Origin of the sequence: Bacillus sp. ES1-5, from assembly GCF_022487605.1 — a bacterium.
Classification (GTDB): Bacteria; Bacillota; Bacilli; order Bacillales; family Bacillaceae_G; genus Bacillus_A; species Bacillus_A wiedmannii.
In genome coordinates, this window is sequence record NZ_JAKVPU010000010.1 from 78,388 (window position 1) to 102,464 (window position 24,077).

18 protein-coding genes, 1 pseudogene and 2 riboswitches are annotated in these 24,077 nt (G+C 35.4%); of the genes and pseudogenes, 12 read left to right on the forward strand and 7 right to left on the reverse strand.

The window, feature by feature from the left end; translation table 11 throughout:
* The first annotated feature begins 125 nt into the window (after nt 1-125).
* Entirely contained in the window at nt 126-506 is a 381-nt protein-coding gene (locus tag MKO96_RS24380) for a hypothetical protein (protein ID WP_087979271.1), read from the forward strand.
* Nucleotides 507-533: 27 nt separating this feature from the next.
* Here the strand turns inward: MKO96_RS24380 and MKO96_RS24385 are convergent, their stop codons facing one another.
* Nucleotides 534-1,166 carry a cyclase family protein gene (locus MKO96_RS24385; RefSeq protein ID WP_087979272.1) on the reverse strand — a complete coding sequence of 211 codons (633 nt, stop codon included), beginning with the start codon at nt 1,164-1,166 and terminating at the stop codon, nt 534-536.
* Between the two features lie 84 nt (nt 1,167-1,250).
* Nucleotides 1,251-1,363, reverse strand: a riboswitch (SAM riboswitch).
* Nucleotides 1,364-1,513: 150 nt separating this feature from the next.
* On the opposite strand from MKO96_RS24385, the gene MKO96_RS24390 reads away from it, so the two are divergent.
* Nucleotides 1,514-2,623, forward strand: coding sequence for a PRK06851 family protein (locus tag MKO96_RS24390; RefSeq protein ID WP_240588944.1), 1,110 nt, complete (start codon nt 1,514-1,516; stop codon nt 2,621-2,623).
* Between the two features lie 122 nt (nt 2,624-2,745).
* Entirely contained in the window at nt 2,746-3,528 is a 783-nt protein-coding gene (locus MKO96_RS24395; protein WP_240588945.1) for a nucleotidyltransferase domain-containing protein, read from the forward strand.
* 106 nt (nt 3,529-3,634) lie between these two features.
* Here MKO96_RS24395 and MKO96_RS24400 read toward each other — a convergent pair whose 3' ends face one another.
* Nucleotides 3,635-5,161, reverse strand: a complete 1,527-nt coding sequence (locus MKO96_RS24400; RefSeq protein ID WP_240588946.1) for an FAD-dependent oxidoreductase — start codon at nt 5,159-5,161, stop codon at nt 3,635-3,637.
* A gap of 581 nt (nt 5,162-5,742) precedes the next feature.
* Between MKO96_RS24400 and desB the strand changes: the two genes are divergently transcribed.
* Entirely contained in the window at nt 5,743-6,828 is a 1,086-nt protein-coding gene (gene desB / locus MKO96_RS24405) for a Delta(10) desaturase DesB (protein ID WP_048560132.1), read from the forward strand.
* A gap of 52 nt (nt 6,829-6,880) precedes the next feature.
* On the opposite strand, the gene MKO96_RS24410 is transcribed toward desB, so the two are convergent.
* The 3 genes from MKO96_RS24410 to MKO96_RS24420 form a co-directional block, all read right to left on the reverse strand.
* The gene (locus MKO96_RS24410; protein ID WP_087979276.1) at nt 6,881-7,573 is read right to left on the reverse strand and encodes an amino acid ABC transporter permease; all 693 of its coding nucleotides are present in this window, start codon (nt 7,571-7,573) and stop codon (nt 6,881-6,883) included.
* A gap of 93 nt (nt 7,574-7,666) precedes the next feature.
* Nucleotides 7,667-8,461, reverse strand: coding sequence for an ABC transporter substrate-binding protein (locus MKO96_RS24415; RefSeq protein ID WP_000823734.1), 795 nt, complete (start codon nt 8,459-8,461; stop codon nt 7,667-7,669).
* Nucleotides 8,462-8,582: 121 nt separating this feature from the next.
* On the reverse strand, nt 8,583-9,305 hold the full coding sequence (locus MKO96_RS24420) for an amino acid ABC transporter ATP-binding protein (RefSeq protein ID WP_046958865.1): 723 nt from the start codon (nt 9,303-9,305) through the stop codon (nt 8,583-8,585).
* Nucleotides 9,306-9,681: 376 nt separating this feature from the next.
* On the opposite strand from MKO96_RS24420, the pseudogene MKO96_RS29665 reads away from it, so the two are divergent.
* Nucleotides 9,682-9,867 (forward strand): annotated as a pseudogene (locus MKO96_RS29665) (HAMP domain-containing protein); the annotation flags it as partial.
* A 15-nt stretch (nt 9,868-9,882) separates the two neighbouring features.
* A complete protein-coding gene (locus MKO96_RS24425) occupies nt 9,883-10,809 on the forward strand; it encodes a methyl-accepting chemotaxis protein (RefSeq protein WP_483298337.1) in 927 nt (308 codons plus the stop codon).
* 31 nt (nt 10,810-10,840) lie between these two features.
* Here MKO96_RS24425 and MKO96_RS24430 read toward each other — a convergent pair whose 3' ends face one another.
* Nucleotides 10,841-12,175: an FAD-binding oxidoreductase gene (locus tag MKO96_RS24430; RefSeq protein ID WP_240588948.1), complete on the reverse strand. Its 1,335-nt coding sequence runs from the start codon at nt 12,173-12,175 to the stop codon at nt 10,841-10,843.
* 244 nt (nt 12,176-12,419) lie between these two features.
* Here MKO96_RS24430 and MKO96_RS24435 point away from each other — a divergent pair, with 244 nt between their 5' ends.
* The 4 genes from MKO96_RS24435 to MKO96_RS24450 all read left to right on the forward strand — a co-directional run bounded on the left by MKO96_RS24435 (nt 12,420) and on the right by MKO96_RS24450 (nt 19,891).
* The gene (locus MKO96_RS24435; RefSeq protein WP_001044747.1) at nt 12,420-14,084 is read left to right on the forward strand and encodes a glycoside hydrolase family 13 protein; all 1,665 of its coding nucleotides are present in this window, start codon (nt 12,420-12,422) and stop codon (nt 14,082-14,084) included.
* A gap of 205 nt (nt 14,085-14,289) precedes the next feature.
* Entirely contained in the window at nt 14,290-15,927 is a 1,638-nt protein-coding gene (locus MKO96_RS24440; protein ID WP_000705549.1) for a PTS transporter subunit IIBC, read from the forward strand.
* Between the two features lie 4 nt (nt 15,928-15,931).
* On the forward strand, nt 15,932-16,723 hold the full coding sequence (locus tag MKO96_RS24445) for an endonuclease/exonuclease/phosphatase family protein (RefSeq protein WP_240588949.1): 792 nt from the start codon (nt 15,932-15,934) through the stop codon (nt 16,721-16,723).
* Between the two features lie 306 nt (nt 16,724-17,029).
* A complete protein-coding gene (locus tag MKO96_RS24450; RefSeq protein WP_240588950.1) occupies nt 17,030-19,891 on the forward strand; it encodes a YhgE/Pip family protein in 2,862 nt (953 codons plus the stop codon).
* A gap of 41 nt (nt 19,892-19,932) precedes the next feature.
* Here MKO96_RS24450 and topB read toward each other — a convergent pair whose 3' ends face one another.
* Nucleotides 19,933-22,122, reverse strand: coding sequence for a DNA topoisomerase III (gene topB, locus MKO96_RS24455; protein WP_240588951.1), 2,190 nt, complete (start codon nt 22,120-22,122; stop codon nt 19,933-19,935).
* 228 nt (nt 22,123-22,350) lie between these two features.
* Nucleotides 22,351-22,460: riboswitch (TPP riboswitch) on the forward strand.
* Between the two features lie 63 nt (nt 22,461-22,523).
* Between topB and thiM the strand changes: the two genes are divergently transcribed.
* Both thiM and thiE read left to right on the forward strand, forming a co-directional pair.
* Nucleotides 22,524-23,339 carry a hydroxyethylthiazole kinase gene (thiM, locus tag MKO96_RS24460; RefSeq protein ID WP_369294527.1) on the forward strand — a complete coding sequence of 272 codons (816 nt, stop codon included), beginning with the start codon at nt 22,524-22,526 and terminating at the stop codon, nt 23,337-23,339.
* A 16-nt stretch (nt 23,340-23,355) separates the two neighbouring features.
* The gene (thiE, locus tag MKO96_RS24465) at nt 23,356-24,015 is read left to right on the forward strand and encodes a thiamine phosphate synthase (protein ID WP_240588953.1); all 660 of its coding nucleotides are present in this window, start codon (nt 23,356-23,358) and stop codon (nt 24,013-24,015) included.
* The last annotated feature ends 62 nt before the right edge of the window (nt 24,016-24,077 follow it).

The window sequence follows — 24,077 nt, forward strand, 5'->3', positions numbered from 1 at the left end:
GTTTATAATGGAGGAAAATATCGACATGAGATTTGTTATTCATGTAACGGTTCGGTAGTGTTAGAGAAAGAAGGGGTGCACGCGCATCCTTTTTTCTATGCAGATATTATGAAAGAGGTGGTATGATGGAATTAACATTAAATTCGACTGTATGTTTACACACGATTCAATTTCGAAAAGAGCAAAAGAATTATATTGTAAAAGATACAATTACAGGAGAAAAATATGAAATGCCGCCACTTTGGATTGATGCATTGGCAATGATGCGTGACGGTTTTTTATTGGGGGAAATTGAGGAGAAATTAAAAGAAGAGTATCCAGACGAAGAAATAAATATGTTAGCATTTACGAGGCAACTGTTAGAGCTAGAGCTTGTCGGAATGGTAGATGGGGAAGAAATAGCTTGTACAAAGAAGAAAGAGAAAGATTATTTAGCTTGGGTACGTCCTCGTGTCGAACAATTCTTTCTTAATTTAAATAAAAAAAATAGAAGCAAAGGTCAATGATGATCTTTGCTTTTTTGTATAGTTTGTTTAAAAAATCACAGCGAATGCTCTTGCGAAAGCACCGTCGCTATCTTTAATTTTTAAAGGTGCCGCTGAGAAAAAGAAACGTTTCGTGTTAATGGCATCTAAGTTTGTTAAGTTTTCGATTAAATAAATATTATTCCCAAGTAGTATGTGATGAATTGGTGATGTTTCTGTCGTTACTTCATCAGGAGAAATGAAATCTAGACCGACCGATTTTACTTTTAATTGAACTAGTTCTTCGGCTAATTCTTCAGAAAGATAAAAGGCTTCTTTTTCATACGCTTCTGTATTCCATTTAGTAGATAGATTGGAATGGAAAATAACAATATCTCCTTCTTGTATATCAACATTATGCAATACTTCCTTACGTAACTTTCGCTCTTGAATATGAGTTACATCGACAAGAACGGCTTCGCCTACAAATTGATCAAGAGGTAGTTGGTCAATAGTCGTTGCGCCTGAAATGAAATGCGCAGGAGCATCACAATGCGTACCAACATGAACGACAGAATGAAAATCTGTAACTTGATAGCCTGTCTCTTCAACGCTTGTAATGGCTCCTAAATTGATTTTTGGTGTTCCAGGGAATTGGGACATATTGTTTTCAAATGTTTGTGATAGGTCAATTACTTTCATTTTTAATACCTCCAATATATGTTTTGAAATAAAAAAACTCACCTTTCATAATCAAGAAAGATGAGTTTTGCACACAATAGTTACGTTTTATCTTTCAAAATGCAATGCATTTTGCAGGAATTAGCACCTATTCAGTTTGTATAAACTGAGGTTGCTGGGCGTCAAAGGGCCGGTCCCTCTGCCTCTCTTGATAAAGACATATTAAGTTTTTTGATTCTGAATATTCACTGTATTTAAATTGTAATTCATTTCCTTTTTTCGTGCAATACAAAATAGGTATTCACCCAAATAAAGTTGCTCGCATATTGTAGCTTATGTAAATAGAATGCTGCGAAGGAGTGAGTGCAGTGACAGGGAATGTATTGAATTATTATGCTGGTGGAAATACAGCTAGAGGGTTTCATAATTTATACGAAGAGAACTTAAAAGGACTAAACAGGTTATTTATTTTAAAGGGTGGTCCTGGAACCGGGAAATCTTCTTTAATTAAGGCAATAGGTCGCGAATGGGTTGAAAAAGGATATGATATTGAATTTTTACACTGTTCTTCTGATAACAAATCAGTTGATGGTGTAATTATTCCGAAGTTAAAAGTAGGAATTGTTGATGGAACATCACCGCATGTTATTGAACCGAAAATGCCAGGAGTTGTCGAAGAGTATATTAATTTAGGGGTTGCTTGGGACTCAAATAAATTAAGAAAGCAGAAGGTGGAAATTGAACGATTTGTTTCAGAAGCAAGCAAGGCTTTTCAAACTGCTTACGCATGTTTTAACGAGGCACTAGTTATACATGATGAGTGGGAGAAAATATATATTAATAATATTGATTTTAATAAAGCAAATGAATTAACCAATCAGCTGATTCAGCAGTTATTTACAGATAAAGGCGGGAAACAATCGCTTGTGAAACATCGGTTTTTAGGGGCAGCTACACCGAAAGGAGCAGTTGATTTTGTTCCTAATTTAACAGAGGGATTACCACATCGTTATTTTATAAAAGGACGCCCAGGCTCTGGGAAATCAACAATGCTTAAAAAATTAGCTAAGGCAGCAGAAGAAAAAGGATTTGAAGTTGAAGTATATCATTGTGGATTTGATCCAAATAGTCTTGATATGGTTATCGTAAGAGAATTAGGGTTTGCAATTTTTGATAGTACCGCACCACATGAATATTTTCCGAGCCGCGAAGGTGATGAAATTATAGATATGTATGCCTTGATTGTGACACCAGGGACAGATGAGAAGTATGCGACAGAAATTCGTGACGTGTCGATTCAATATAAAGCAAAAATGAATGAGGCGATGTCTTTCCTAGCGAAAGCGAAATCAGTTCGTGATAAATTAGAACGAATATATATTGCTGCTATGGATTTTTCAAAAGTAGATGCATATAAAGAGGAGATTCAAAAAGAGTTTGAACGAATTGCGGTTAGTGTAACAGAAAAGAACAAGTGAAAAAATAAGGAACTTTGGCAGGCTGTCGGGAATTTTCTGACAGCTATTTTAGTATGTAGTAAACTTAGTAGTATATTTGTCGAATTTCCAAGGAAATAATCAAAAAATGGAGAGGGTATGAAATGAGAGAGAAAATTAGGTTGGAGTTAGAAAGAATTGAAAAAGAAAATGAAGTGAAAATTTTATTTGCAGTGGAATCAGGGAGTCGTGCTTGGGGATTTCCATCGAAAGATAGTGATTATGATGTTAGATTTGTTTATATGCATCCGGTAGAGTGGTATTTATCAATTCATGATAAACGAGATGTAATTGAGTATCCGATTAGTGATGATTTAGATATAAGCGGATGGGATATTAAAAAGGCGTTACAGTTATTCGCAAAGTCAAACCCAGCTTTACTCGAATGGATTCGATCACCGATTTTTTATTCGAAAAACTCTCATTTTCCAGAACAACTTCAGCAAATGAGTGATAAGCACTTTGATCCAAAAGCAACGATATATCATTACTTACATATGGCTTCAAAAAATTATCGTGAATTTTTGCAAGGTGAGAACGTAAAATTGAAAAAATACTTTTATGTATTGCGTCCTATTTTAGCTTGTAAGTGGCTAGAGGAGAAAACAACTTTACCACCTGTAGAATTCGATCGATTGATTACAGAATTATCGTTAGAACGTAGCGTATTAGATGAAATTGAACAGTTGTTAATAAAGAAAAAGGCAGGTACTGAATTAGATATTGGATTAAAAATTGAGGTGTTGAATCAATTTTTAGAAGAACAAATTCATTACTATCAGCAATATGTAAAAGGAATTGAAAAGGGATCAGGGATCGATATTGAGAGTTTAAATACATTGTTTCGAGATATGTTGTTTGCAGTATATGAAAAAGAGCACAAGTGAGTTTGTGCTCTTTTTTATTTTGTAGGAATAAAAAAACAGATATAGCTGCGATAAGACCTGCAAAGGAGAATAAGTAAAAATTCTAGGCTAAGTCATATTGCATTGTCTACTCGATATCAACTCGTTTTAACGGTTGATCTGCTGGACCTTCCATAACATTTCCCTCAATTGAAAAGCGGGAACCATGACAAGGGCAGTCCCAAGTACAATCGCCATTATTCCATTCAACTTCGCAGCCGAGATGTGTACAAGTTGTATCGACAATATGTAATTTTCCATCTTTGTCCTTATAAGCACCTGCTCGTTTCCCGTTAACATGCACGACAGATCCTTCACCAACTTCGAGGTCTTCTGGCTGACGTAATGCGGTTTCCATCTTTCCTTCAATTAAATGTTTCGCAACATCAATGTTCTGGGAGAGGAACGTTTTTATATCTGGATTTGCATGGAAGCGTGATGGTGCATACAGTTCTTTATATGGACTGTGGACTTTTAGAATGGAGTCCTTCAGTAAATGAGCGGCAGCAGTTCCAGTTGTCATTCCCCATTTACGATATCCAGTTGCAACAAATATATTTGGATTTCTTTCGTTAATATGTCCGATATAAGGAAGCTTATCTAGCGTGATTAAATCTTGTGCTGACCATCTATAGGGAACTTCATCTACTCCAAACGTTGCTTCCGCAAAAGAATACAGTGCTTCATAATGAAGCATTGTGTTTATTCCTTGTCCTGTTTTATGACTTTCTCCGCCAATTAAAATTAATTTTTCCCCATTGTTTGTTGTATAGCGCAATGAGCGTTTTGGGTCATCAATACTTAAATACATGCCACCTGGATAATCCGTTTTTGCTTTGATTGCAAGAGAATAAGAGCGTTCAGCATACATTCGCGTAAAGAAAAAGCTATTCGCATCATAAAAAGGAAAATGCGAACAAGAGACAACATATTTACAAGTGATGCGATGCCCGCCTTTTGTAATGACTTGTGGATAATCACCTTTTTCTACATCAATAGCTGTTGTTTGTTCATAAACTTTTCCACCCATCTCCACAAACTTTTCTAAAAGTGTTTTCAAATAAAGGATAGGATGGAATTGTGCTTGGTTTTTCATGACAAGTGCAGATTGTACTGGAATGGGAATTGATAGAGATTGAACATAGTCGCAAGGTATATTTAATTTTTGATAGGCTTCATATTCTTTTGATAAATTTCTTAATCCATTATCAGTATTTGTATATAAATACGAATCTTCATTTGAGAAATTACAGTCGATTTTATATGTTTGCACAGTTTTATTTATGAATTGTAGAGCATGATTATTTGATTCATAGTAAAGCCTCGCTTTCTCCACACCGAAATGATTGATTAATTCATCATAAATAAGATCATGTTGTGCTGTTACCTTCGCTGTTGTATGCCCAGTCGTTCCATTTAAAATAAGGCCAGAATCAATTAAAACAACGTTCATACCTTCTTTTGCAAGTAAATAGGCAGTCGTAATGCCTGTAATACCAGCTCCGATAACAGCAACTTCAGTTTTTGTATCTTCAGATAAATGAGGAAAAGCAGGGACTTGAGTAGATTCAATCCAATAGGATAATGGAAATTGTGGAAATGTATCGCTTGTCATTATAGAAACCTCCCGATTTTAGAACAATTTTCCTTTTAATATTTCCATATGATAGGAAATTCATGTGTGCTGTTTTAGAAGGAGTCTATTTTTATTAAAAGAAAGATAAAATTATTTTAGTATAATTATTTATCGGTATCGGTATGAAGAAGTAGGAGTTGTGTAAAACTAGATTCAGATGAGTTTATTTGTTGTTTACACAGAGAGTTCTTGAATAAGATAGAGTCTATAGTATGTTAGTGTATGTATATGCATAATGGATGAAGCCTTATAAAATCTATGTTTTTTCTTTAGTGAAATAAAGTATGATTATAAAAATATAACCAACTTTTATTACTAGGTCATAAAAGTTATTGACAATATAGAAATTCTATTGATATGATTCATCATGTGGAAAGGTTGATAGAGAGTAAAAAGAGAAATGTTTTTCATTGATAATAAAAGCGAAAAATAAGTGACGATAGAGTGAGTTTATTTTCCTTATAATAAATGCTTTTTTAATCACCTAGTAAAATCAATCTGGAAGCAAGAATTGATATATGTAAGTTGCGCAAGGCGCGGCATAAGAAAGGGGCAAAAGGATGAAGGAGCTTCATACGTTTGGGTGGTATGCAGCACGTGTATCACCACATTTGCCGAAAAAAGCATTTAAACCAGTTCCTACTCGTTTATTTGGTGGACTGGCTTATTTGCTTGTGGCATTGGCGGGGTTAATATCGATTGGTGTATTTGAATTGAATGTGTGGGCGAATCTAGGAATTGCGATTGTTCTTGGATTATGTTTTGCTTCACTTGGATTTTTAGGACATGAAATTTTACATGGAACTGTTGTAAGAAAAGCATGGCTTCGTGATTTTTTAGGCGCGATAGCATTTATGCCATTATCAACTGGACCGAAGCTTTGGAGAAAGTGGCATAATGCAACGCATCATGTTCATACACAACATGAAGAGAATGACCCAGATGCATGGCCTACACTTGAGAAACTGAAAAAGAGTAAGTTTTTAAGCTGGGTATATCGCATGCCTCTTCATGTTCGTTCATTCTTTAGTTTTCTGTCACTAACCATTCAATTTACGTTACATTCAACTCGAATGTTCTTTCATTTTATAAAGGATTTTAAGTCATCCAATCAAAAATCTGTATGGCTTCAACTTCTTTTGCCTTGGACTGTTTGGATTAGTTTATTGTTTATTATGGGACCTGGAAAATGGTTATTTGCATATGTAATTCCATTGTTAATTGCTAACTTTATTGTAATGGCATATATCGCAACAAATCATCGCTTAAATCCAATTGTTCCAGTAAATGATCCGTTAGCGAACTGTTTATCAGTAACAGTGCCGCGCTGGGTAGACGTTTTACATTTCAATTTTTCATATCATACAGAACACCATTTGTTCCCTGCTATGAGCTCTAAATACTATCCGTTAGTAAAAGATAAAATTAAAGAAATGTGGCCGGAACGCTATCATGAGATGCCAATGACAAAAGCTTTGGCAGCGCTATGGAATACACCACGTGTGTATTATCAAGGAAGTGAATTAGTGGATCCGCATAGAGAGCATTTCTATGGTTCTTTAGGAAATGGACTAGATCCTCATAATATTTCATATCGTGAGGAACATATAGAGGAAGAAGAGAGTATTAAAAAAGTAAATCAGTAAAAATTGATATATTTTGCAGTGAAAAAGCAAGCCATCTCAGGCTTGCTTTTTTTTATAAAGAGACTTCTTTTTTATTCTTTTTGCTAAATTGAACTGAATTTGTTTCTTTTCTTTGTAATCGTTTTTCTAAAAGATTAACAAAATAAGTAAATAGAAGAACAAGTACGAGGTAATATAAACCAACGATTATGTATGTATCTAATTGTTGGAAGTTACTTGCAGCAATTGATAAACCTGATCCCCATAATTCAGACAATCCTACATATGCAACGAGAGAGGAGTCCTTTAATCCAATAATAAACTGATTTCCTAAAGGAGGAAGAGATTGACGAAATGCTTGCGGTAATACAATACGGCGCATTGCTAAAGGATAAGGCATACCTAAAGAACGAGCAGCTTCCAATTGTCCACGGTCGACAGATTGAATGGAACCGCGGAAAATTTCAGTAATATATGCACCGTTATGGATTGCTAAAGCAATTGCTCCTGCCCAAAAAGGGGTGAAGACAATAATCGATGTAATACCGAAATAGAGAATGGCAATTTGAACAATTAAAGGTGTACCACGAATAATGGCGATATATACATGAGCGATACTATTTAAAATCTTATTGTTAGAGATTCGAAAAAAAGCGAATAGTAATCCAATTAGTGAACCGAGTACTAGGGAAGTTAATGTTAATTGTAATGTGACAATAGTAGCCTTTAAGAGTGTGGGATAAGTAGACATAAAAATTTCAAACATATGTGTCACCTCATATTGTATGGATTTTGGTAGGGAATGAAATACCCCACATAAAAAGTGGGGCATAATGTATGAAACATTTGACTAGCTAATTTACTTCGTTTTTTCCTCTTCGCCGAGAATATTACGCCCAAACCATTTTTTACTGATTTTTTCATACGTACCATCTTTAATGATTTCATCTAAAGCTTTATTTACTTTCTCAACCATTTCTTTATTATCTTTACGAATAGCAATTCCCATTTCATCAAGATTTAATGGTTTTCCAGCTTCTTTTATATTTGATTTACCTTCTTTGATCATACGTAAACCAACCATTTGATCAGTGATTACTGCATCAATACGCCCAGGCTCTAAGTCCATAAGTGCAGTAATATCGCTGTCATATTCTGTGATTTGATCTGTATGTTTTGCAACAAGGTCTTTAAAGGTACTAGCCTTTACAACACCAATTTTCTTACCTTTCAAATCTTCTGGAGAAGAGATAGATGTATTCTTTTTAGCCACAAAAATTTGGGCACCAGAACGATAATAAGGATTTGAGAAACTAACAGCTTTTAAGCGTTCTTCTGTAATTGCCATACTGCCCAATATAGCATCATATTTTTTCGATTGTAGACCTTGAATTAGCGTTTCCCATGGATTTGTAATAGGAGTGGGTTTCATATTCATTTTTTTCGCAAGTGCCTCACCAATTTCCACATCAAAACCGGCAAGCTTTCCGTCATTTTCTTTATAGTTAAAAGGTTTATATAAGCCACTCATTGCATAACGAAATTCTTTTTCACCATTTGAAGAAGTAGTAGCACTTTCCTTACTACAGGCTCCTAGTATGAAGGATGTACATAATGTAATACTCGCAACAATGGTTAATAGTTTTCTTTTCATAAAACCCCTCCTATATATTGATCATACGGATGGTTTTAAGTATGTTACTGAGATATTTTATTTGGACAATTAGTTGTGCACCGTATGAATGTATTTCTTTTCATTTGAAACAGAAGTTACATTATAAAACGTTGCGTAAAAATTGTTTTGCTCGTTCATGTGATGGAGCTGAAAAGAATTGTGCTGGCGGAGCGTCCTCTACAATCTTTCCGTCATCCATAAATATGACGCGATCAGCTACATCTCTTGCGAAATTCATTTCATGAGTAACGATAACCATGGTCATTCCTTCTTCAGCAAGTTCTTTCATAACTTGCAATACTTCTCCAACGAGTTCAGGGTCTAAGGCTGAGGTAGGTTCATCAAATAGCATAATTTTAGGATTCATAGCAAGAGCTCGTGCAATGGCAATGCGCTGTTTTTGACCACCTGACAGGAGGTGAGGAGTTACATCTGCTTTATCTTGTAGACCGACTTTTTGCAAAAGCTGATTTCCGATATCCTTTGCATTTACTGTTTCTAATTTTTTTACATGGATAGGTGCTTCTATGATGTTTTCTAGTGAGGTCATATGAGGAAAGAGGTTAAAGTGCTGAAAAACCATACCGACATTTTCACGAACTTTGTTTAAATTTGAATGCTTTGGATCAATTCGTTCACCTTGTAAGTGAATTTCACCTTCATCGTACATTTCTAAAAAGTTAAGACAGCGAAGTAATGTACTTTTACCGGAACCACTGGCACCAATTAAAACAACAACTTCTTTTTCTTTTACTTCTAAATCAATTCCTTTTAAAACATCAAGCGAGCCGAATGATTTTACTAGATTTCGAACCTGAATCATACAAAACCCCCAGTCAAAAATATATTTTACAAATGTTTCCCCTTATTTCTGTTATTAGTCATAAATTGTCAGAATCCTTTATTTTTTTCGTGGGATTTGATATTCAAGGAAATAATAAATTTTAAAAATCCCTATATCCTTCTATAATGAAAATATGGATAATAATATATAGGTAGTATTTATATTGCTTATAAAAAGGGGGAAAGAAAAAATGGAAAAAGAAAGGAAGACATTTTCCTTTGGTTTACGTACACAACTTATGCTATTTACTACAGTTTTAGCTTTTATTACATATTCAACAAGCATATTTTTTATTTACGTGATATACGATTATTTTCAAAGTTATGTAAGTCAAACTGTATATAATATTATCGTTATGTTATTAGGGGTAGTATGGTCTGGAATTTTAGCATATGGAGCAGCTGTATTTTTAATTAAACCGCTTCGCAAGTTAGAGGAGGCGGCAAGAAAAGCAGCTGAGGGTGATATTCGTGAAGATGTTCCATTACCGAAGACAGATGATGAAATTAAATCTTTAAGTGTTGCATTTAATATGATGTTAGGAAACTTAAGGGGCATGGTAAAAAATATTGATACAACATTTTCTTATACAAACAATCAAGTACAGCAGATTAGAAAACAAACAGGCGAAGCAACGAGACAAGCGCAAGGTGTATCTGAAACTCTTGCAGAGATTTCTTCTGGCGCTGAGCAATCAGCTGCTTCCATTCAGGCGATTGTTTCTGCTGTTGATACAACAACTTCTATTGCGAGTGAAGTAGAAGAAAAAGCAAAACAGTCTGACGAGTTGTCTTTAGAAATGGTTCAAGCTTTAGGGCAAAGTACACGAGTCTTTACTTCTTTAATTCAAGGCATTCAAGCATTGGCAAAAGAAAATGAAAATTCGATGCAAAATGTACAGAAATTAGAAGAACGAATGAAACAAGTAGAACATATTGTTTCCGTTGTGAGTGAGATTGCTAGTCAAACGAATTTATTAGCACTGAATGCTTCTATTGAGGCAGCTCGTGCTGGAGAGCATGGAAGGGGCTTTGCAGTTGTAGCTGAAGAAGTACGTAAACTTGCTGATGAAAGCGATCATTCTGCAAGAAATATATCGCAGTTATTACGAAATATGCAAGAGGAAGTGCAACAAGTCGCATTGAAAATGACAGAGCAAGTGAAAACAGCTAAAGAAGAGGCGAAACGTGGGGAAGCTACCGAATTAATTTTAAAAGAAATGTCATCAAGTATTATGGAAGTTGCCGATGCAACGAAGCAAATTAGTGGCTATATGAACGAGCAAGTGAGTCATATTCATCAAACAGGAGCACAGACGAAGGCTGTAGCAGCAATTGCTGAGGAAACATCGGCTGGTTCGCAAGAAGTAGCACGTGTGACGTTGCAACAATCTAAAAATATGGTAGTAATCGATCAATTGTTAAAGGATTTAGAGAAGCAAGCAGCAGACTTGAAACAAACAATTGAACGATTTTCAATGTAAAAAGGAAGAACAGCATTCTGTTCTTCCTTTTTTACGTATGAAAAGGAGGGATACTTTGTTGAAAACGAAAAACATTGCAAGGATCATATATGGTTTTCACTTTACGCAATCTTTGAAAGTTAGGACCATAATAACTAGTTTGCCAATTTTTAATGTCGATATCGGGCCAATTGACATAGTCACCTAGTGTATAAGGATCTAAGCTTTCTCGTAAATCTTTAACCCAGCGTATATTGCGATTTTCTTCATCATCGCATTTCCAAGAGGTAATGTATTCTTGCGCAATAATTGCTTTACGATGGAAATAAGCTGTTTCAGTAGGGGGAATATTTTCAACAGCACCTACAAGCGATTGGTGCCAAATACTCGCATCTTTATTTGGAGCATGAGAAAGAAAATGTTGCATGATTTGAATTCCTTTAAGGGGAATCGGTTTATATACATAGGAACCGGAGCGCTTGAAGTTTTCAGGGATGTTACCACTATTAAAAAATTCAACAGCCTTTATATAAGGAACTTCATCTATAAAGAGAGAGGGGGTACCAGTTTCAAGAAGAGGAGATAATAAGGAATGGAGTTCAGAGGGAGAGCCAACAAATTCACCTTTTACTTCAATTTTATTTCGTTGCTTTGCGAATAATTCAATTGATGAAGTGAGACGTTTGTCTATATAAGGTGCCCAGTTTTGCCACGCTTGAAATGCAGCGATAAAATCTTTCCATTCCCATGTAATTGAGAAGATTGATACATTTTTTATAGGATGGACTCGAAAAGTTAAAGAAGTAACAATTCCGAAGTTTCCACCACCACCACCGCGGCACGCCCAAAACAAGTTATGGTTTTCATGTTCGTTTGCGCGAATGATTTTTGCTCCAAATTTACCACACGCTTGTACTATTTCAACTTCTACTAATTGATCACATGTTAATCCAAATAAGCGTGAAAGCATACCGATGCCACCGCCAAGGGCTAATCCAACAATTCCAACGCTTGCACTTGTACCAGCCGGTATTGTCACACCAAAATTCCAAAGTTCTTTATAAACAGTGCCAAGATTTGCACCAGCTTCAATTGTTGCTGTTAATTTATCTGTATTAACAGTAATACGATGCATTTCACTCACATCAATAATAAGTCCTCTATTTAAAAGAGAAAAATTTTCATAGCTATGACGTCCGCTTCTTAAGCGAAATGGTACATGACGTTCGCGTGCCCATTTTAAGGCGTTACACACATCATTTTTATTTTGGCAAAAAACAATAATACAAGGGAGTTTTGGAATGCTTAAATTTAAATTCATTCGGGCTACGTCATAGTCCGGGTCTGAAGGAACGACGATACGACCTGTTAATTTTGTTTGTTTCAATTTATCACTCCTTTCTAAAACAAGCAGTGCTTTTTATTAATATATGAAAAGTGTATGTAACGTGCGTGGACAAGAGCAGGTGAGGAATGAGATTTGCTTTTGTGAGAAATAAATAAAGCATAAGAATAAGGAATCTACATAGAGTTCAATGAAAACAGTTGCAAACTATTTATATTTTGTTATGATAGTGTTACGAAAACGTTTGCATAAAATTTCCGATGGGATGCAAAAGGAGAGAATGACTATGAACAAGACATGGTGGAAAGAAGCGGTTGCTTATCAAATTTACCCACGTAGCTTTATGGATTCAAATGGTGATGGTATTGGAGATTTACAAGGTATTATTGCAAAACTGGATTATTTAAAAGATTTAGGTATAGATGTAATTTGGATTTGTCCAATGTATAAGTCACCTAATGATGATAATGGTTATGATATTAGTGATTATCAAGATATCATGGATGAGTTTGGTACGATGGAAGACTTTGATGCTTTACTAGATGAAGTTCATAAGCGTGATATGAAGCTTATTATTGATTTAGTTATTAATCATACGAGTGATGAACATCCATGGTTTATTGAGTCGCGTTCATCTAAAGACAATCCGAAGCGTGATTGGTATATTTGGCATGATGGTAAAGATGGTTCGGAACCAAACAACTGGGAAAGTATTTTTAACGGTTCGGCATGGGAATATGATGAAGTAACAGGACAATATTATTTACACTTATTCTCGCGTAAACAACCAGATTTAAACTGGGAGAATAAAGAAGTTCGCGAAGTGTTATACGATACAGTTAATTGGTGGCTTGATAAAGGAATTGATGGTTTCCGCGTGGATGCGATTAGCCATATTAAAAAAGAAGATGGTTTCAAAGATATGCCAAATCCAAAAGAACTAAAGTATGTACCATCTTTTGATAAACATATGAATGTGGATGGTATTCAACCTTTATTAGAAGAGTTAAAAGAAAATACGTTTTCTAAGTACGATATTATGACTGTTGGTGAAGCGAATGGCGTTAAGATTGAAGATGCTGAGCTTTGGGTTGGAGAAGAGCAAGGCAAGTTCAATATGGTATTCCAATTTGAACATTTAAGTTTATGGGATGCAGAAAAGAAGAAAGATCTTGATGTTGTAGGGTTGAAAAAGGTATTAACGAAATGGCAAAAAGGGTTAGAAAATAAAGGATGGAATGCTTTATATATTGAGAATCACGATAAGCCACGTATCGTTTCAACTTGGGGAGATGATAAACAATATTGGCGTGAAAGTGCAACAGCTCTTGGAGCAATGTACTTCTTTATGCACGGTACACCGTTTATTTATCAAGGACAAGAAATTGGGATGACGAACGTTCAATTATTAAATATTGAAGATTATGATGATGTAGCAACTAAAAATTTATATCGAGAGAAAATTGCAGAGGGTGTATCACATCAAGATATGATGGAAATTATATGGGCTTCTTGCCGCGATAATTCACGTACACCAATGCAGTGGAACGATGAGATGAATGCTGGATTTACAGCAGGTGCGCCTTGGTTTAGTATGAATCCAAACTACAAAGAAATTAATGTTGAAAAGCAAAAGAATGAAGAGAACTCTATTTTCAATTTCTATAAAAAAATGATTGCCTTGAAAAAAGAGCACGATGTACTGAATTACGGTACGTACGATTTACTTCTAGAAGATGATCCACAAATTTATGCATATACTCGTACATTAAACGATGAAAAAATCGTTGTAATTAGCAATATCTCAAAAGAGGAAGCTGTGTATAATGAGGGTTCATTTGCACTAGAACGCAAACGTTTGCTTTTAAATAACTATAAAGTTGCGGAAAATGAACAAGTAACTTCAATCACGTTAAAGCCTTATGAAACAAGGGTTTATCGTATTTCATAATAAAAAAGGATGCTCTTAGAGCATCTTTTTTTATGAAAAAAAATAAATTTCTATTGCAAAGTGAAAACGCTTTTATTAAAATAGATTTATGAAAACGGTTGCGTAAAGATAAAAATAAAGTAACATAAGGAATCGTTTTCATAATAGGAACAGAAATTATAATTTAAATCATTATGTTGTTATAAATAAAGGGGAGGAAGAACAGATGAAAATTACGTCTTTTGATTTTTGGCAAAAGTTCGGGAAAGCATTATTAGTTGTTGTAGCTGTAATGCCAGCAGCTGGTTTAATGATTTCTATCGGTAAGTTAATTGGGATGTCTGCTGGGGATATTAACGCAGTTCATACAATCGCTCGTGTAATGGAAGACATCGGTTGGGCAATTATTACAAATCTACACATCTTATTTGCAGTAGCAATTGGGGGGTCTTGGGCGAAAGATCGCGCAGGTGGTGCATTTGCAGCGCTATTAGCATTCGTCTTAACAAACCGAATTACAGGAGCTATATTTGGCGTAAACGCTGAAATGTTAGCGGATTCAAAAGCGACAGTTTCTTCAGTATTAGCAGGAGATTTAGTTGTAAAAGATTACTTTACTTCTGTACTTGGTGCACCAGCATTAAACATGGGAGTTTTCGTAGGGATTATCACAGGTTTCTTAGGAGCTACTCTATATAACAAATATTATAACTATAATAAACTGCCACAGGCATTAGCATTCTTTAATGGAAAACGATTCGTACCATTCGTTGTAATTGTTTGGTCTACAGTCACTGCAATTGTATTATCACTTTTATGGCCGTTCATCCAAAGTGGATTAAATGAATTCGGTCGCTGGATTGCAGCATCTAAAGATAGTGCACCAGTTGTTGCACCATTTGTATATGGAACGTTAGAACGTTTACTATTACCATTCGGTTTACATCATATGTTAACGATTCCGATGAACTACACAGAGCTAGGCGGAACATATACGATGTTAACTGGTTCAAAAGTTGGACAAATTGTAGCAGGACAAGATCCTTTATGGCTTGCATGGATTACAGACTTAAATAATTTACTAGCAAATGGAGATACGAAAGCATATAACGATTTATTAAATAACGTTGTACCAGCTCGTTTCAAAGCTGGACAAGTTATTGGCTCAACAGCAGCGTTAATGGGTATTGCTTTCGCGATGTTCCGTAATGTTGATAAAGAAAAACGTGCAAAATATAAACCAATGTTCTTATCGGCTGCATTAGCAGTATTCTTAACAGGTGTAACAGAACCAATTGAATTCATGTTCATGTTTATTGCACCAGTATTATATGTTGTATATGCAATTACAACAGGACTTGCATTCGCATTAGCAGATTTAATTAACTTACGTGTTCACGCATTTGGATTTATTGAATTAATTACTCGTACACCGATGATGGTTAATGCAGGACTAACAAGAGATTTAATCAATTTCGTTATCGTTTCATTAGTGTTCTTCGGTCTGAACTTTACATTATTCAATTTCTTAATTAAAAAATTCAATTTACCAACACCAGGACGTGCAGGTAACTATATTGATAATGAAGATGAGTCATCAGAAGGAACAGGAAATGTACAGGATGGTTCATTAGCAACAAAAGTTATTGATTTATTAGGTGGTAAAGAAAATATTGCTGACGTAGATGCTTGTATGACGCGTTTACGTGTAACAGTAAAAGATTTAGATGTTGTTGCACCAGAAGCACAGTGGAAACAAAATGGTGCTTTAGGACTTATCGTAAAAGATAAAGGTGTACAAGCAGTATATGGTCCGAAAGCTGACGTATTAAAGTCAGACATTCAAGATATGTTAGGTGCGTAATAAGATGAAATTGCTAACTTTAAACTGTCACTCTTGGCAAGAAGAGAATCAACTGGAAAAGATAAAATATCTTGCTAAAGTCATTCAAGAAGAAGAGTACGATGTCATCGCATTGCAAGAAGTAAGTCAGTCGATACAAGCTGAAAATGTATGCGGTAACAAGAAAGAAGATAATTTTGGACTTTTACTATTAGAAGAGTTAAAAGCGTTACATGTAAAAGATTACAATATTACTTGGGATTTCTCTCATATTGGTTATGATGTGTATGAAGAAGGATTAGCGATTATAACGAAGCATAGTGTTGTAAAAGAAGATACGTTCTTTATTTCAGAAAATAAGGATACAACGTATTGGAAAACACGCAAAATTGTAAGTGCGACAATTGCTTATAGTGATAAGAACATAACGTTTTACTCTTGCCACCTCGGTTGGTGGAATGATGAAGAAGAATCATTCAAAGATCAAGTTAATCGTTTGATGGGGCGTGTAGATAGTAATGAACTTTCCTTCTTAATGGGTGATTTTAATAATAACGCCCGTTTACAAGGTGAAGGTTATGAATATATGATGCAAAAAGGTTTGTATGACACATATGAACTAGCAATAGAGAAGGATGAAGGAACAACTGTCCAAGGTGAGATTGCTGGTTGGGATGAAAATAAACATAACTTACGAATCGATCTAATATTGTGTAACCAAAGTGAAAAAGTTCGTTCTTCAAAAGTCATTTTTAATGGTACGAACAGAAAGGTAATTTCAGATCATTTCGGTGTAGAAGTACAAGTAGATATATAATAGAAGAAATCCTCACAGATGATGAAAAGCTGTGAGGATTTTTTTGAGGAATACAAGTATTTCCAAGAGAAAATACTTGTATTTTTTATGACATTTCCTATATATTTGTTATTATTGAATGTAAAACTAATTTGGTCATTTTGTATGCATACTTTTTTTACTTCGTTATATAATGAAGTAAGTGAAATATTTAATGGGAAAAATAGTATGTTTTCGTTTAATCTACGATGTAGAAAGTGATATAATGGCAAAATGTATGTATCATTTTCTAAAGAAAGAAAAATATATAATTAGGTGATTGCTTATATGAAACAGATTTGGCGTATTTATAAGACAGATTTACGGAATGTAGCCAAACATTGGGCTGCGATTGTTATTGTTTTAGGATTAATGATTTTACCATCGTTATATGCATGGTTTAACATTAAAGCTTCCTGGGATCCTTACGGAAATACGAAAGGAATCCAGATTGCAGTTTCTAACCAAGATGCTGGATCAAATTTAAGAGGGAAAGATATTAACATCGGGAAAGAAATTGTAGATTCACTTAAGAAGGACAAAAATTTTGGGTGGAAGTTTGTTGATGAAAAGCAAGCGATTTATGGGGTAGAACGTGGAGATTATTCTGCAAGTATTACTATTCCAAAAGATTTCTCTGAAAAGATTGCAACAGTCTTGGATGAAAATCCACAGAAACCAGAAATTGAGTATTACGTAAATGAAAAGGTAAATGCCATTGCGCCGAAGATTACAGCTAAAGGTGCATCGGGTCTTACAGAAGAGATTAGTAAAAACTTTGTTAAAACGGCAAACGGCGAGATTTTTGAAATCTTCAACGATCTTGGAATCGATTTAGAAACGAACTTGCCGAGTATCGAGAAAGTAAAAGACCTTGTATTTAAGTTAGAAGCGCAGTTCCCAGAAATGAATACATTGATGGATAAGGCGTTAGATGATGCGACTCGAGCAGAGGATGTTGTGAAAGTAGCACAAAAAGAGTTGCCAGTTGTAGAAAGTGTTATTAATGATGGGCAAGAAGCGTTAGGGAATTTAGATAAATTCTTTGCGAATCAAGATCAAATGTTGAAAAACGCTCCAGGGACGATAAGAAATGATTTAGTAGCAGCAAAAGGCGTTATGGATAGTGCAGCTGCATTTACGGACTTCTTAATGAATCCAGGTGTAGAATTAAATATTCCTGATTTGTCTGGAATGAATGGATTACCTGAATTCCCTGCAAGACCGGATCTTTCTAAGTTGAATAGTGATGGTTATAAGAGCATAGCGCAAAATATTAATCAAACAGTAAATAATGTTTTAAGTTCATCACGTGCAGGAACAGCTTATGGGAAAAGTGTTTTAAATGGCTTACAAAATGGCCAATTTGACCCTGAACAAGCAAAGAAAGATTTAAATGCGGTATCAGATCGATTGCAAACTGGTACAGATGGTATTTCATATCTTATTAATTTCTTTACTGAACTTCAAAACTCAGCGACAACTGATTTTGGAATTAGCTTTTTCAAAGGGCGAGTGGATCACTTAACTAATGTTAAAAAAGGTATGGAAAATGCAAATAATGGTATTAAAGATATTGTAAATGTTATCGGTACAGGACAAGAAGTAAAGAAAGATGTTACAGATGTAGCGAATCAAAAATTAGATGCAGCAAACTCATTAATTGATCAAGCGGAAAAAGATTACAATGAAACATTTGTAGCAGATTATAAAAAAGCAGTTAGCACAGTAGATCAAGCTAAAGTTGATGCGAATGCAGCATATGATAATGCAAAAGCAGACTACGACAAAGCAAAAAATGGCCTTGAAGGTGCAAAAGCAGATTTACAAAAGGCGAAAGAAGATGTACAAAATAGAGGTGTTAACGGTTTAGATTCAACGAAAGTAGCTTTAAATAGTTTAAATGGACAATTCCAATCAGGGATCGGTTTAATTGATGATATGATTCCTGTTCTAGAAAGTACAAATAAGGTTTTAGCAGATGTAAATAGTGATAAAAACCTTAATAATGGAATTGCAAAATTAAATAAAGCAAAAAGTAGTCTGCAAAAAGGTGTAGATGCAACGAATAAGGGAATTACACTTCTTAACAATGGACAGAAACCTACAAAAGATGTAATTGAAAGTATTAACAACGCTGCGAAGGGCGGGTCAGCTCAATTAACAGATGTATTATCGACGTATGATTCAGAAATTGTACCTAATTTCAATACAGCTATTGCTCGTACAAAAGAGATGTCTAAAAACACATCTCAAATCTTAAAAGAAGCAGACAAAAAGCTTCCAGATGTTAAAAAGCTACTAGAAGATTCATCAAAAGGCTTAGTAGACGGTAGAAAGAAATTAGCAGACATTAAAGCTGACATGCCGGAGACTGAGAAAAAGATTAAAGACTTAGCAAATAAAATTCGTGATTTTGAATCAGAAGAGGATATAAAAGACATCATACGCTTATTGAAAAATGATGTTGAAAAGCAAAGTGATTACTTCGCGAATCCAGTAAATTTAAAAGAGAATAAGTTATTTGCAATGCCGAACTACGGTTCAGCGATGTCACCATTCTACACAGTGCTTGCATTATGGGTAGGCGCACTATTAATGGTTTCGTTATTAACGGTAGAAGTACATGAAGAGGGCGCGAATTATAAGAGCCATGAAGTTTACTTCGGACGTTTATTAACATTCTTAACGATAGGTCTTTCACAGGCGTTTATCGTATCAATGGGGGATATATTCTTACTTGGTACGTACGTAGTCGATAAATTCTGGTTTGTGTTATTTAGTTTATTTATTGGCGGAGTATTTGTTTGTATCGTGTACTCACTTGTTTCTATTTTCGGAAACGTTGGGAAATCGATGGCAATCATTTTACTTGTGCTTCAAGTAGCAGGATCGGGTGGTACGTTCCCAATTCAAATGACACCACCATTCTTCCAAGCAATTTATCCGTTCCTACCATTCACATATGCAATTAGTGCAATTCGTGAGACAGTAGGTGGCATGCTTTGGGATATAGTTATTAGAGATTTACTTGTATTAAGTGTGTTCGTAGTAGTCATTGTTATCGCTGCGTTATTATTGAAAACACCAATTAACAAATCGAGTGAAAAGTTTGTTGAGAACGCAAAAGGAAGTAAAATTATTCATTAATAAAAAAAGGTTCCTACCGATAGAGGTAGGAACCTTTTTGTTTAATCAAATTTTAATTTCTTTAATGCTTCTGCGAACGGGTTGTTTAGTGGTTCTTCTTCTTTATTCTGTTGTTTCATATATTTTTGAACGTCGCGCTTATCAGCCTTGCTTCCAGATTCTTTTTTACGTCTCTCCTGGAATGTCGATAATTTCTCGCGATAGCCACATTTACATGCAAAGATTTGCCCTGCACCTTCACCACGTAATTCTAACTTCTTCTTACATTGTGGGCAACGAGCGTTTGTTGTACGAGATACATTTTTACGATGACCACATTCACGGTCTTGGCAAACGAGCATTTTTCCTTTTTTGCCGTTTACCTCCAGCATTGGTTTACCACAGTCTGGACAAGACTTCGTTGAAATGTTGTCATGTTTATATTTTTTATCACTCGATTTAATTTCAGAAACAATTTCTTTCGTATAGTTCTTCATTTCTGAAATGAATACTTCTTTTTTCAGTTTACCCTTCGCAATTGCTTCAAGCTTTTGTTCCCACTCACCAGTTAGTGTAGGTGATTTTAGCTCTTCTGGCACTAAATCAAGTAACTGACGGCCTTTTGAGGTAATGTGAATATCTTTACCACGCTTTTCAAGTAAGAATGAATTGAATAGCTTGTCGATAATATCAGCTCGTGTCGCTACAGTACCTAATCCACCAGTTGATTTTAACGTATCAGCAAGTTGTTTGTTTTGCGTATCCATGTATTTTGTTGGGTTTTCCATCGCTGAAAGTAAAGTTGCTTCATTAAAGCGTGCAGGTGCTTTTGTTTGACCTGATGTTTGGACAATTAGTTTTACGTTTAATGTATCGCCTTTTTCGATGCGAGGTAAGATTTGTTCTTTTACATCATCGATTGTATCATCATCTTCAAATCGATTTTCATAAACCTCTTTCCAACCAGCATGTAAAATCGTTTTTCCTCGTGCGATGAACGTTTCATCACCAATTTTCGTGCGCAATGTTAGTTGTTCATATTCAAAGGCCGGGAATAAAACAGCTAAGAAACGTTTTACAACTAAGTCATAAATTTTACGTTCTTTATCTGTGAAAGCTGAGAAGTTTACATAGCTCTCTGTTGGAATAATCGCGTGATGATCGCTTACCTTACTATCATCAACAAATGATTTATTAGATTTTACAGGTTTCTGCAATACTTTATGTGCTAAAGGACGGTATTCTCCAACTCCGCACGCCTTCAGACGCTCTGGAAGTGTGCCGACAATATCAGATGAAATATAGCGTGAATCTGTACGAGGATACGTTAAAACTTTATGCTGTTCATATAACTTTTGCATAATGTTTAATGTTTCTTTCGCAGAATAACCAAATATTTTATTCGCATCACGTTGTAGCTCAGTTAAATCGTAAAGACCAGGAGCGAACGATTTCTTTTGTTTTTTATCGATGTCTACAACAGTAGCATTTTGCTTACTGATTTTGTTCACAAGTGTATCGATTTTTTCTTTATTGAAGCTGCGACTATTTCCTTTTGTGTCTTGCCAAGTTAGTTTTAATCTCTCAGCTGTTTGAGCTTCGATACCATAGTAAGTTTGAGCTTTGAAATGTTTAATTTCATCTTCTCGGCTTGCAATCATGGCTACAGTAGGTGTTTGGACACGACCACAATTTAGTTGAGCATTAAAGCGAGTCGTTAATGCTCGAGTCGCGTTAAGGCCGATATACCAGTCAGCTTCTGAACGTGCAACTGCTGAAGCGTATAAATTGTCATATGCTTTACCTGGTTTTAAACTTGCAAAACCATCTTTAATTGCTTTATCAGTAACAGATGAAATCCATAAACGCTTAATAGGCTTCTGTATTTTAACTTTATCGATAATCCAACGAGCGACTAATTCTCCTTCACGCCCAGCATCTGTCGCTACAATAATTTCATTTACATCTTTTCTAAGAAGCTGGCTTTTTACAGCGTTAAACTGTTTCCCTGTTTGTTTAATAACGGTTAGTTTTAAACGCTCCGGTAGCATTGGTAAATCTTCTAAATTCCACTGTTTATATTTCACATCATAGCTTTCTGGATCAGCTAATGTAACGAGATGACCTAAAGCCCAAGTAACAATATATTTACTACCTTCAAGATAGCCGTTCCCTTTTTTATCACATTTCAGTACACGTGCGATATCACGTGCAACAGAAGGCTTTTCAGCAATTACAATACTTTTTGCCATATTTAAAAACATCCTTTCAAATTTCCATACGTTAAATATAGCATACATCTTTGTTCTATTCAGTCTTGCTGACGGTTTGAGTTATTTGTGATGAAATATACGTGCGAGAGTTTTACTTATATAAAGGAGAAGAATGGTTGAACTAGGAGAGTTATGATCTCTATCATTCTATAAAAGGAAAGAACTTGTTATTTTATTAGAATAAGAGTAGACTTTGAAGTAGATGAATACTAAACACATGGGAGTTTGTGGATGCAAACTGAGAGTATGACTAATCCGTCATTGACCATTTGAACCTGTTGGATAATGCCAGCGTAGGGAGAGTGTAAAAGCACATGTTCAGGCACTTTGCGTACGCGCAAAGTGCCTTTTTGTGTATCTCCCATCACAATAGTTAGGGGATGAGAAGGATGAATATGAAAGAAATTAGTAAAGTAGTGGATTTGGTGAGAGAATCTAATCCGCTCGTTCATAATATTACAAATGTTGTTGTAACAAACTTTACAGCTAACGGTTTGTTAGCGTTAGGGGCATCGCCTGTAATGGCGTATGCAAAAGAAGAAGTAGCAGAAATGGCTAGCATTGCTGGAGCGCTAGTATTAAATATGGGAACACTTCGTCCTGAAGAAGTAGAAGCGATGTTACTTGCGGGTAAATCAGCAAATGTGAACAATGTACCAGTACTGTTTGATCCAGTTGGTGCAGGAGCAACATCGTATCGAACAGAAGTTGCAAGACATATTCCGGCTGAAATTAATTTAGCGATTATTCGCGGAAATGCAGCTGAAATAGCGAACGTTATTAATGAGAGATGGGAAATTAAAGGGGTAGACGCCGGTGCTGGAAATGGCAATGTTGTAAGTATTGCAAGGCAGGCAGCGGATGAATTAAATACAGTAGCGGTGATTACTGGAAAAGAAGATGTTGTTACAGATGGAGAGCGAACGATTCTTATTCGAAATGGTCACTCTATTTTAACGAAGGTTACGGGAACTGGTTGTTTACTAACTTCTGTAATAGGAGCATTTGTAGCAGTAGAAAAGGATTATGTAAAGGCAGCAGTAGCGGCATTAACGTTTTATGGTGTAGCTGCGGAACTGGCAGCTGCTAAGACAGTGGAACAGGGACCTGGTAGTTTCCAAATTGAATTTTTAAATCAGTTATCGAATACAACTTCAGATGATATTGAGAAGTATGGGAAGATTGAGCTTATATAGTAAGGAGGGGAATTAGATGTCGCGTATTACAGAGGCTGAAATGTCTAGATTATTATCAGTATATTTTATTATGGGAAGTAACAATTGTACGAAGGAGCCACTACAAGTATTGAGAGATGCACTTGAAGGCGGTATAACAATTTTTCAATTTCGTGAAAAGGGGGAAGGCGCTTTAACGGGGGAAAAACGTATTTGTTTCGCGAAAGAATTACAAGCAGTCTGTAAGGAGTACGGTGTACCATTCATTGTAAATGATGATGTGGAACTGGCTCTCGAGTTAGATGCAGATGGTGTGCATGTTGGACAAGATGATGAAGGAATTACTTCTGTTCGTGAAAAAATGGGAGATAAAATTGTGGGTGTATCTACCCATACAATTGAAGAAGCACGCTGGGCAATTAAAAACGGAGCTGATTATTTAGGTGTTGGCCCTATTTTCCCAACGAGTACGAAAAAAGATACGAAAGCTGTGCAAGGAACGAAAGGTTTAGCTCATTTTAGAGAACAAGAAATTACAATACCAATCGTTGGGATTGGTGGCATTACAATTGAAAATACCGCTAGGGTTATAGAAGCCGGTGCGGACGGTGTTTCTGTTATTTCCGCGATTAGTTTAGCTGAATCTCCGTATGAAAGTACGAAGAAGCTAGTAGAGGAAGTAAATAGGAGTTTGTAGGAAAAGGGAACTTCACAAAAATAGTAAAAAACATAATGGACGGTTAAAAATATTTAAACAAA

Bases quoted from the DNA above. Each gene is read 5' to 3' on its own strand.
- MKO96_RS24380 (WP_087979271.1), top strand. From the start codon at position 126: ATGGAATTAACATTAAATTCGACTGTATGTTTACACACGATTCAATTT.
- MKO96_RS24385 (WP_087979272.1), bottom strand. From the start codon at position 1,166: ATGAAAGTAATTGACCTATCACAAACATTTGAAAACAATATGTCCCAA.
- MKO96_RS24395 (WP_240588945.1), top strand. From the start codon at position 2,746: ATGAGAGAGAAAATTAGGTTGGAGTTAGAAAGAATTGAAAAAGAAAAT.
- MKO96_RS24400 (WP_240588946.1), bottom strand. From the start codon at position 5,161: ATGACAAGCGATACATTTCCACAATTTCCATTATCCTATTGGATTGAA.
- desB (WP_048560132.1), top strand. From the start codon at position 5,743: ATGAAGGAGCTTCATACGTTTGGGTGGTATGCAGCACGTGTATCACCA.
- MKO96_RS24410 (WP_087979276.1), bottom strand. From the start codon at position 7,573: ATGTTTGAAATTTTTATGTCTACTTATCCCACACTCTTAAAGGCTACT.
- MKO96_RS24415 (WP_000823734.1), bottom strand. From the start codon at position 8,461: ATGAAAAGAAAACTATTAACCATTGTTGCGAGTATTACATTATGTACA.
- MKO96_RS24420 (WP_046958865.1), bottom strand. From the start codon at position 9,305: ATGATTCAGGTTCGAAATCTAGTAAAATCATTCGGCTCGCTTGATGTT.
- MKO96_RS24425 (WP_483298337.1), top strand. From the start codon at position 9,883: ATGGTAAAAAATATTGATACAACATTTTCTTATACAAACAATCAAGTA.
- MKO96_RS24435 (WP_001044747.1), top strand. From the start codon at position 12,420: ATGAACAAGACATGGTGGAAAGAAGCGGTTGCTTATCAAATTTACCCA.
- MKO96_RS24440 (WP_000705549.1), top strand. From the start codon at position 14,290: ATGAAAATTACGTCTTTTGATTTTTGGCAAAAGTTCGGGAAAGCATTA.
- MKO96_RS24445 (WP_240588949.1), top strand. From the start codon at position 15,932: ATGAAATTGCTAACTTTAAACTGTCACTCTTGGCAAGAAGAGAATCAA.
- MKO96_RS24450 (WP_240588950.1), top strand. From the start codon at position 17,030: ATGAAACAGATTTGGCGTATTTATAAGACAGATTTACGGAATGTAGCC.
- topB (WP_240588951.1), bottom strand. From the start codon at position 22,122: ATGGCAAAAAGTATTGTAATTGCTGAAAAGCCTTCTGTTGCACGTGAT.
- thiM (WP_369294527.1), top strand. From the start codon at position 22,524: ATGAGAAGGATGAATATGAAAGAAATTAGTAAAGTAGTGGATTTGGTG.
- thiE (WP_240588953.1), top strand. From the start codon at position 23,356: ATGTCGCGTATTACAGAGGCTGAAATGTCTAGATTATTATCAGTATAT.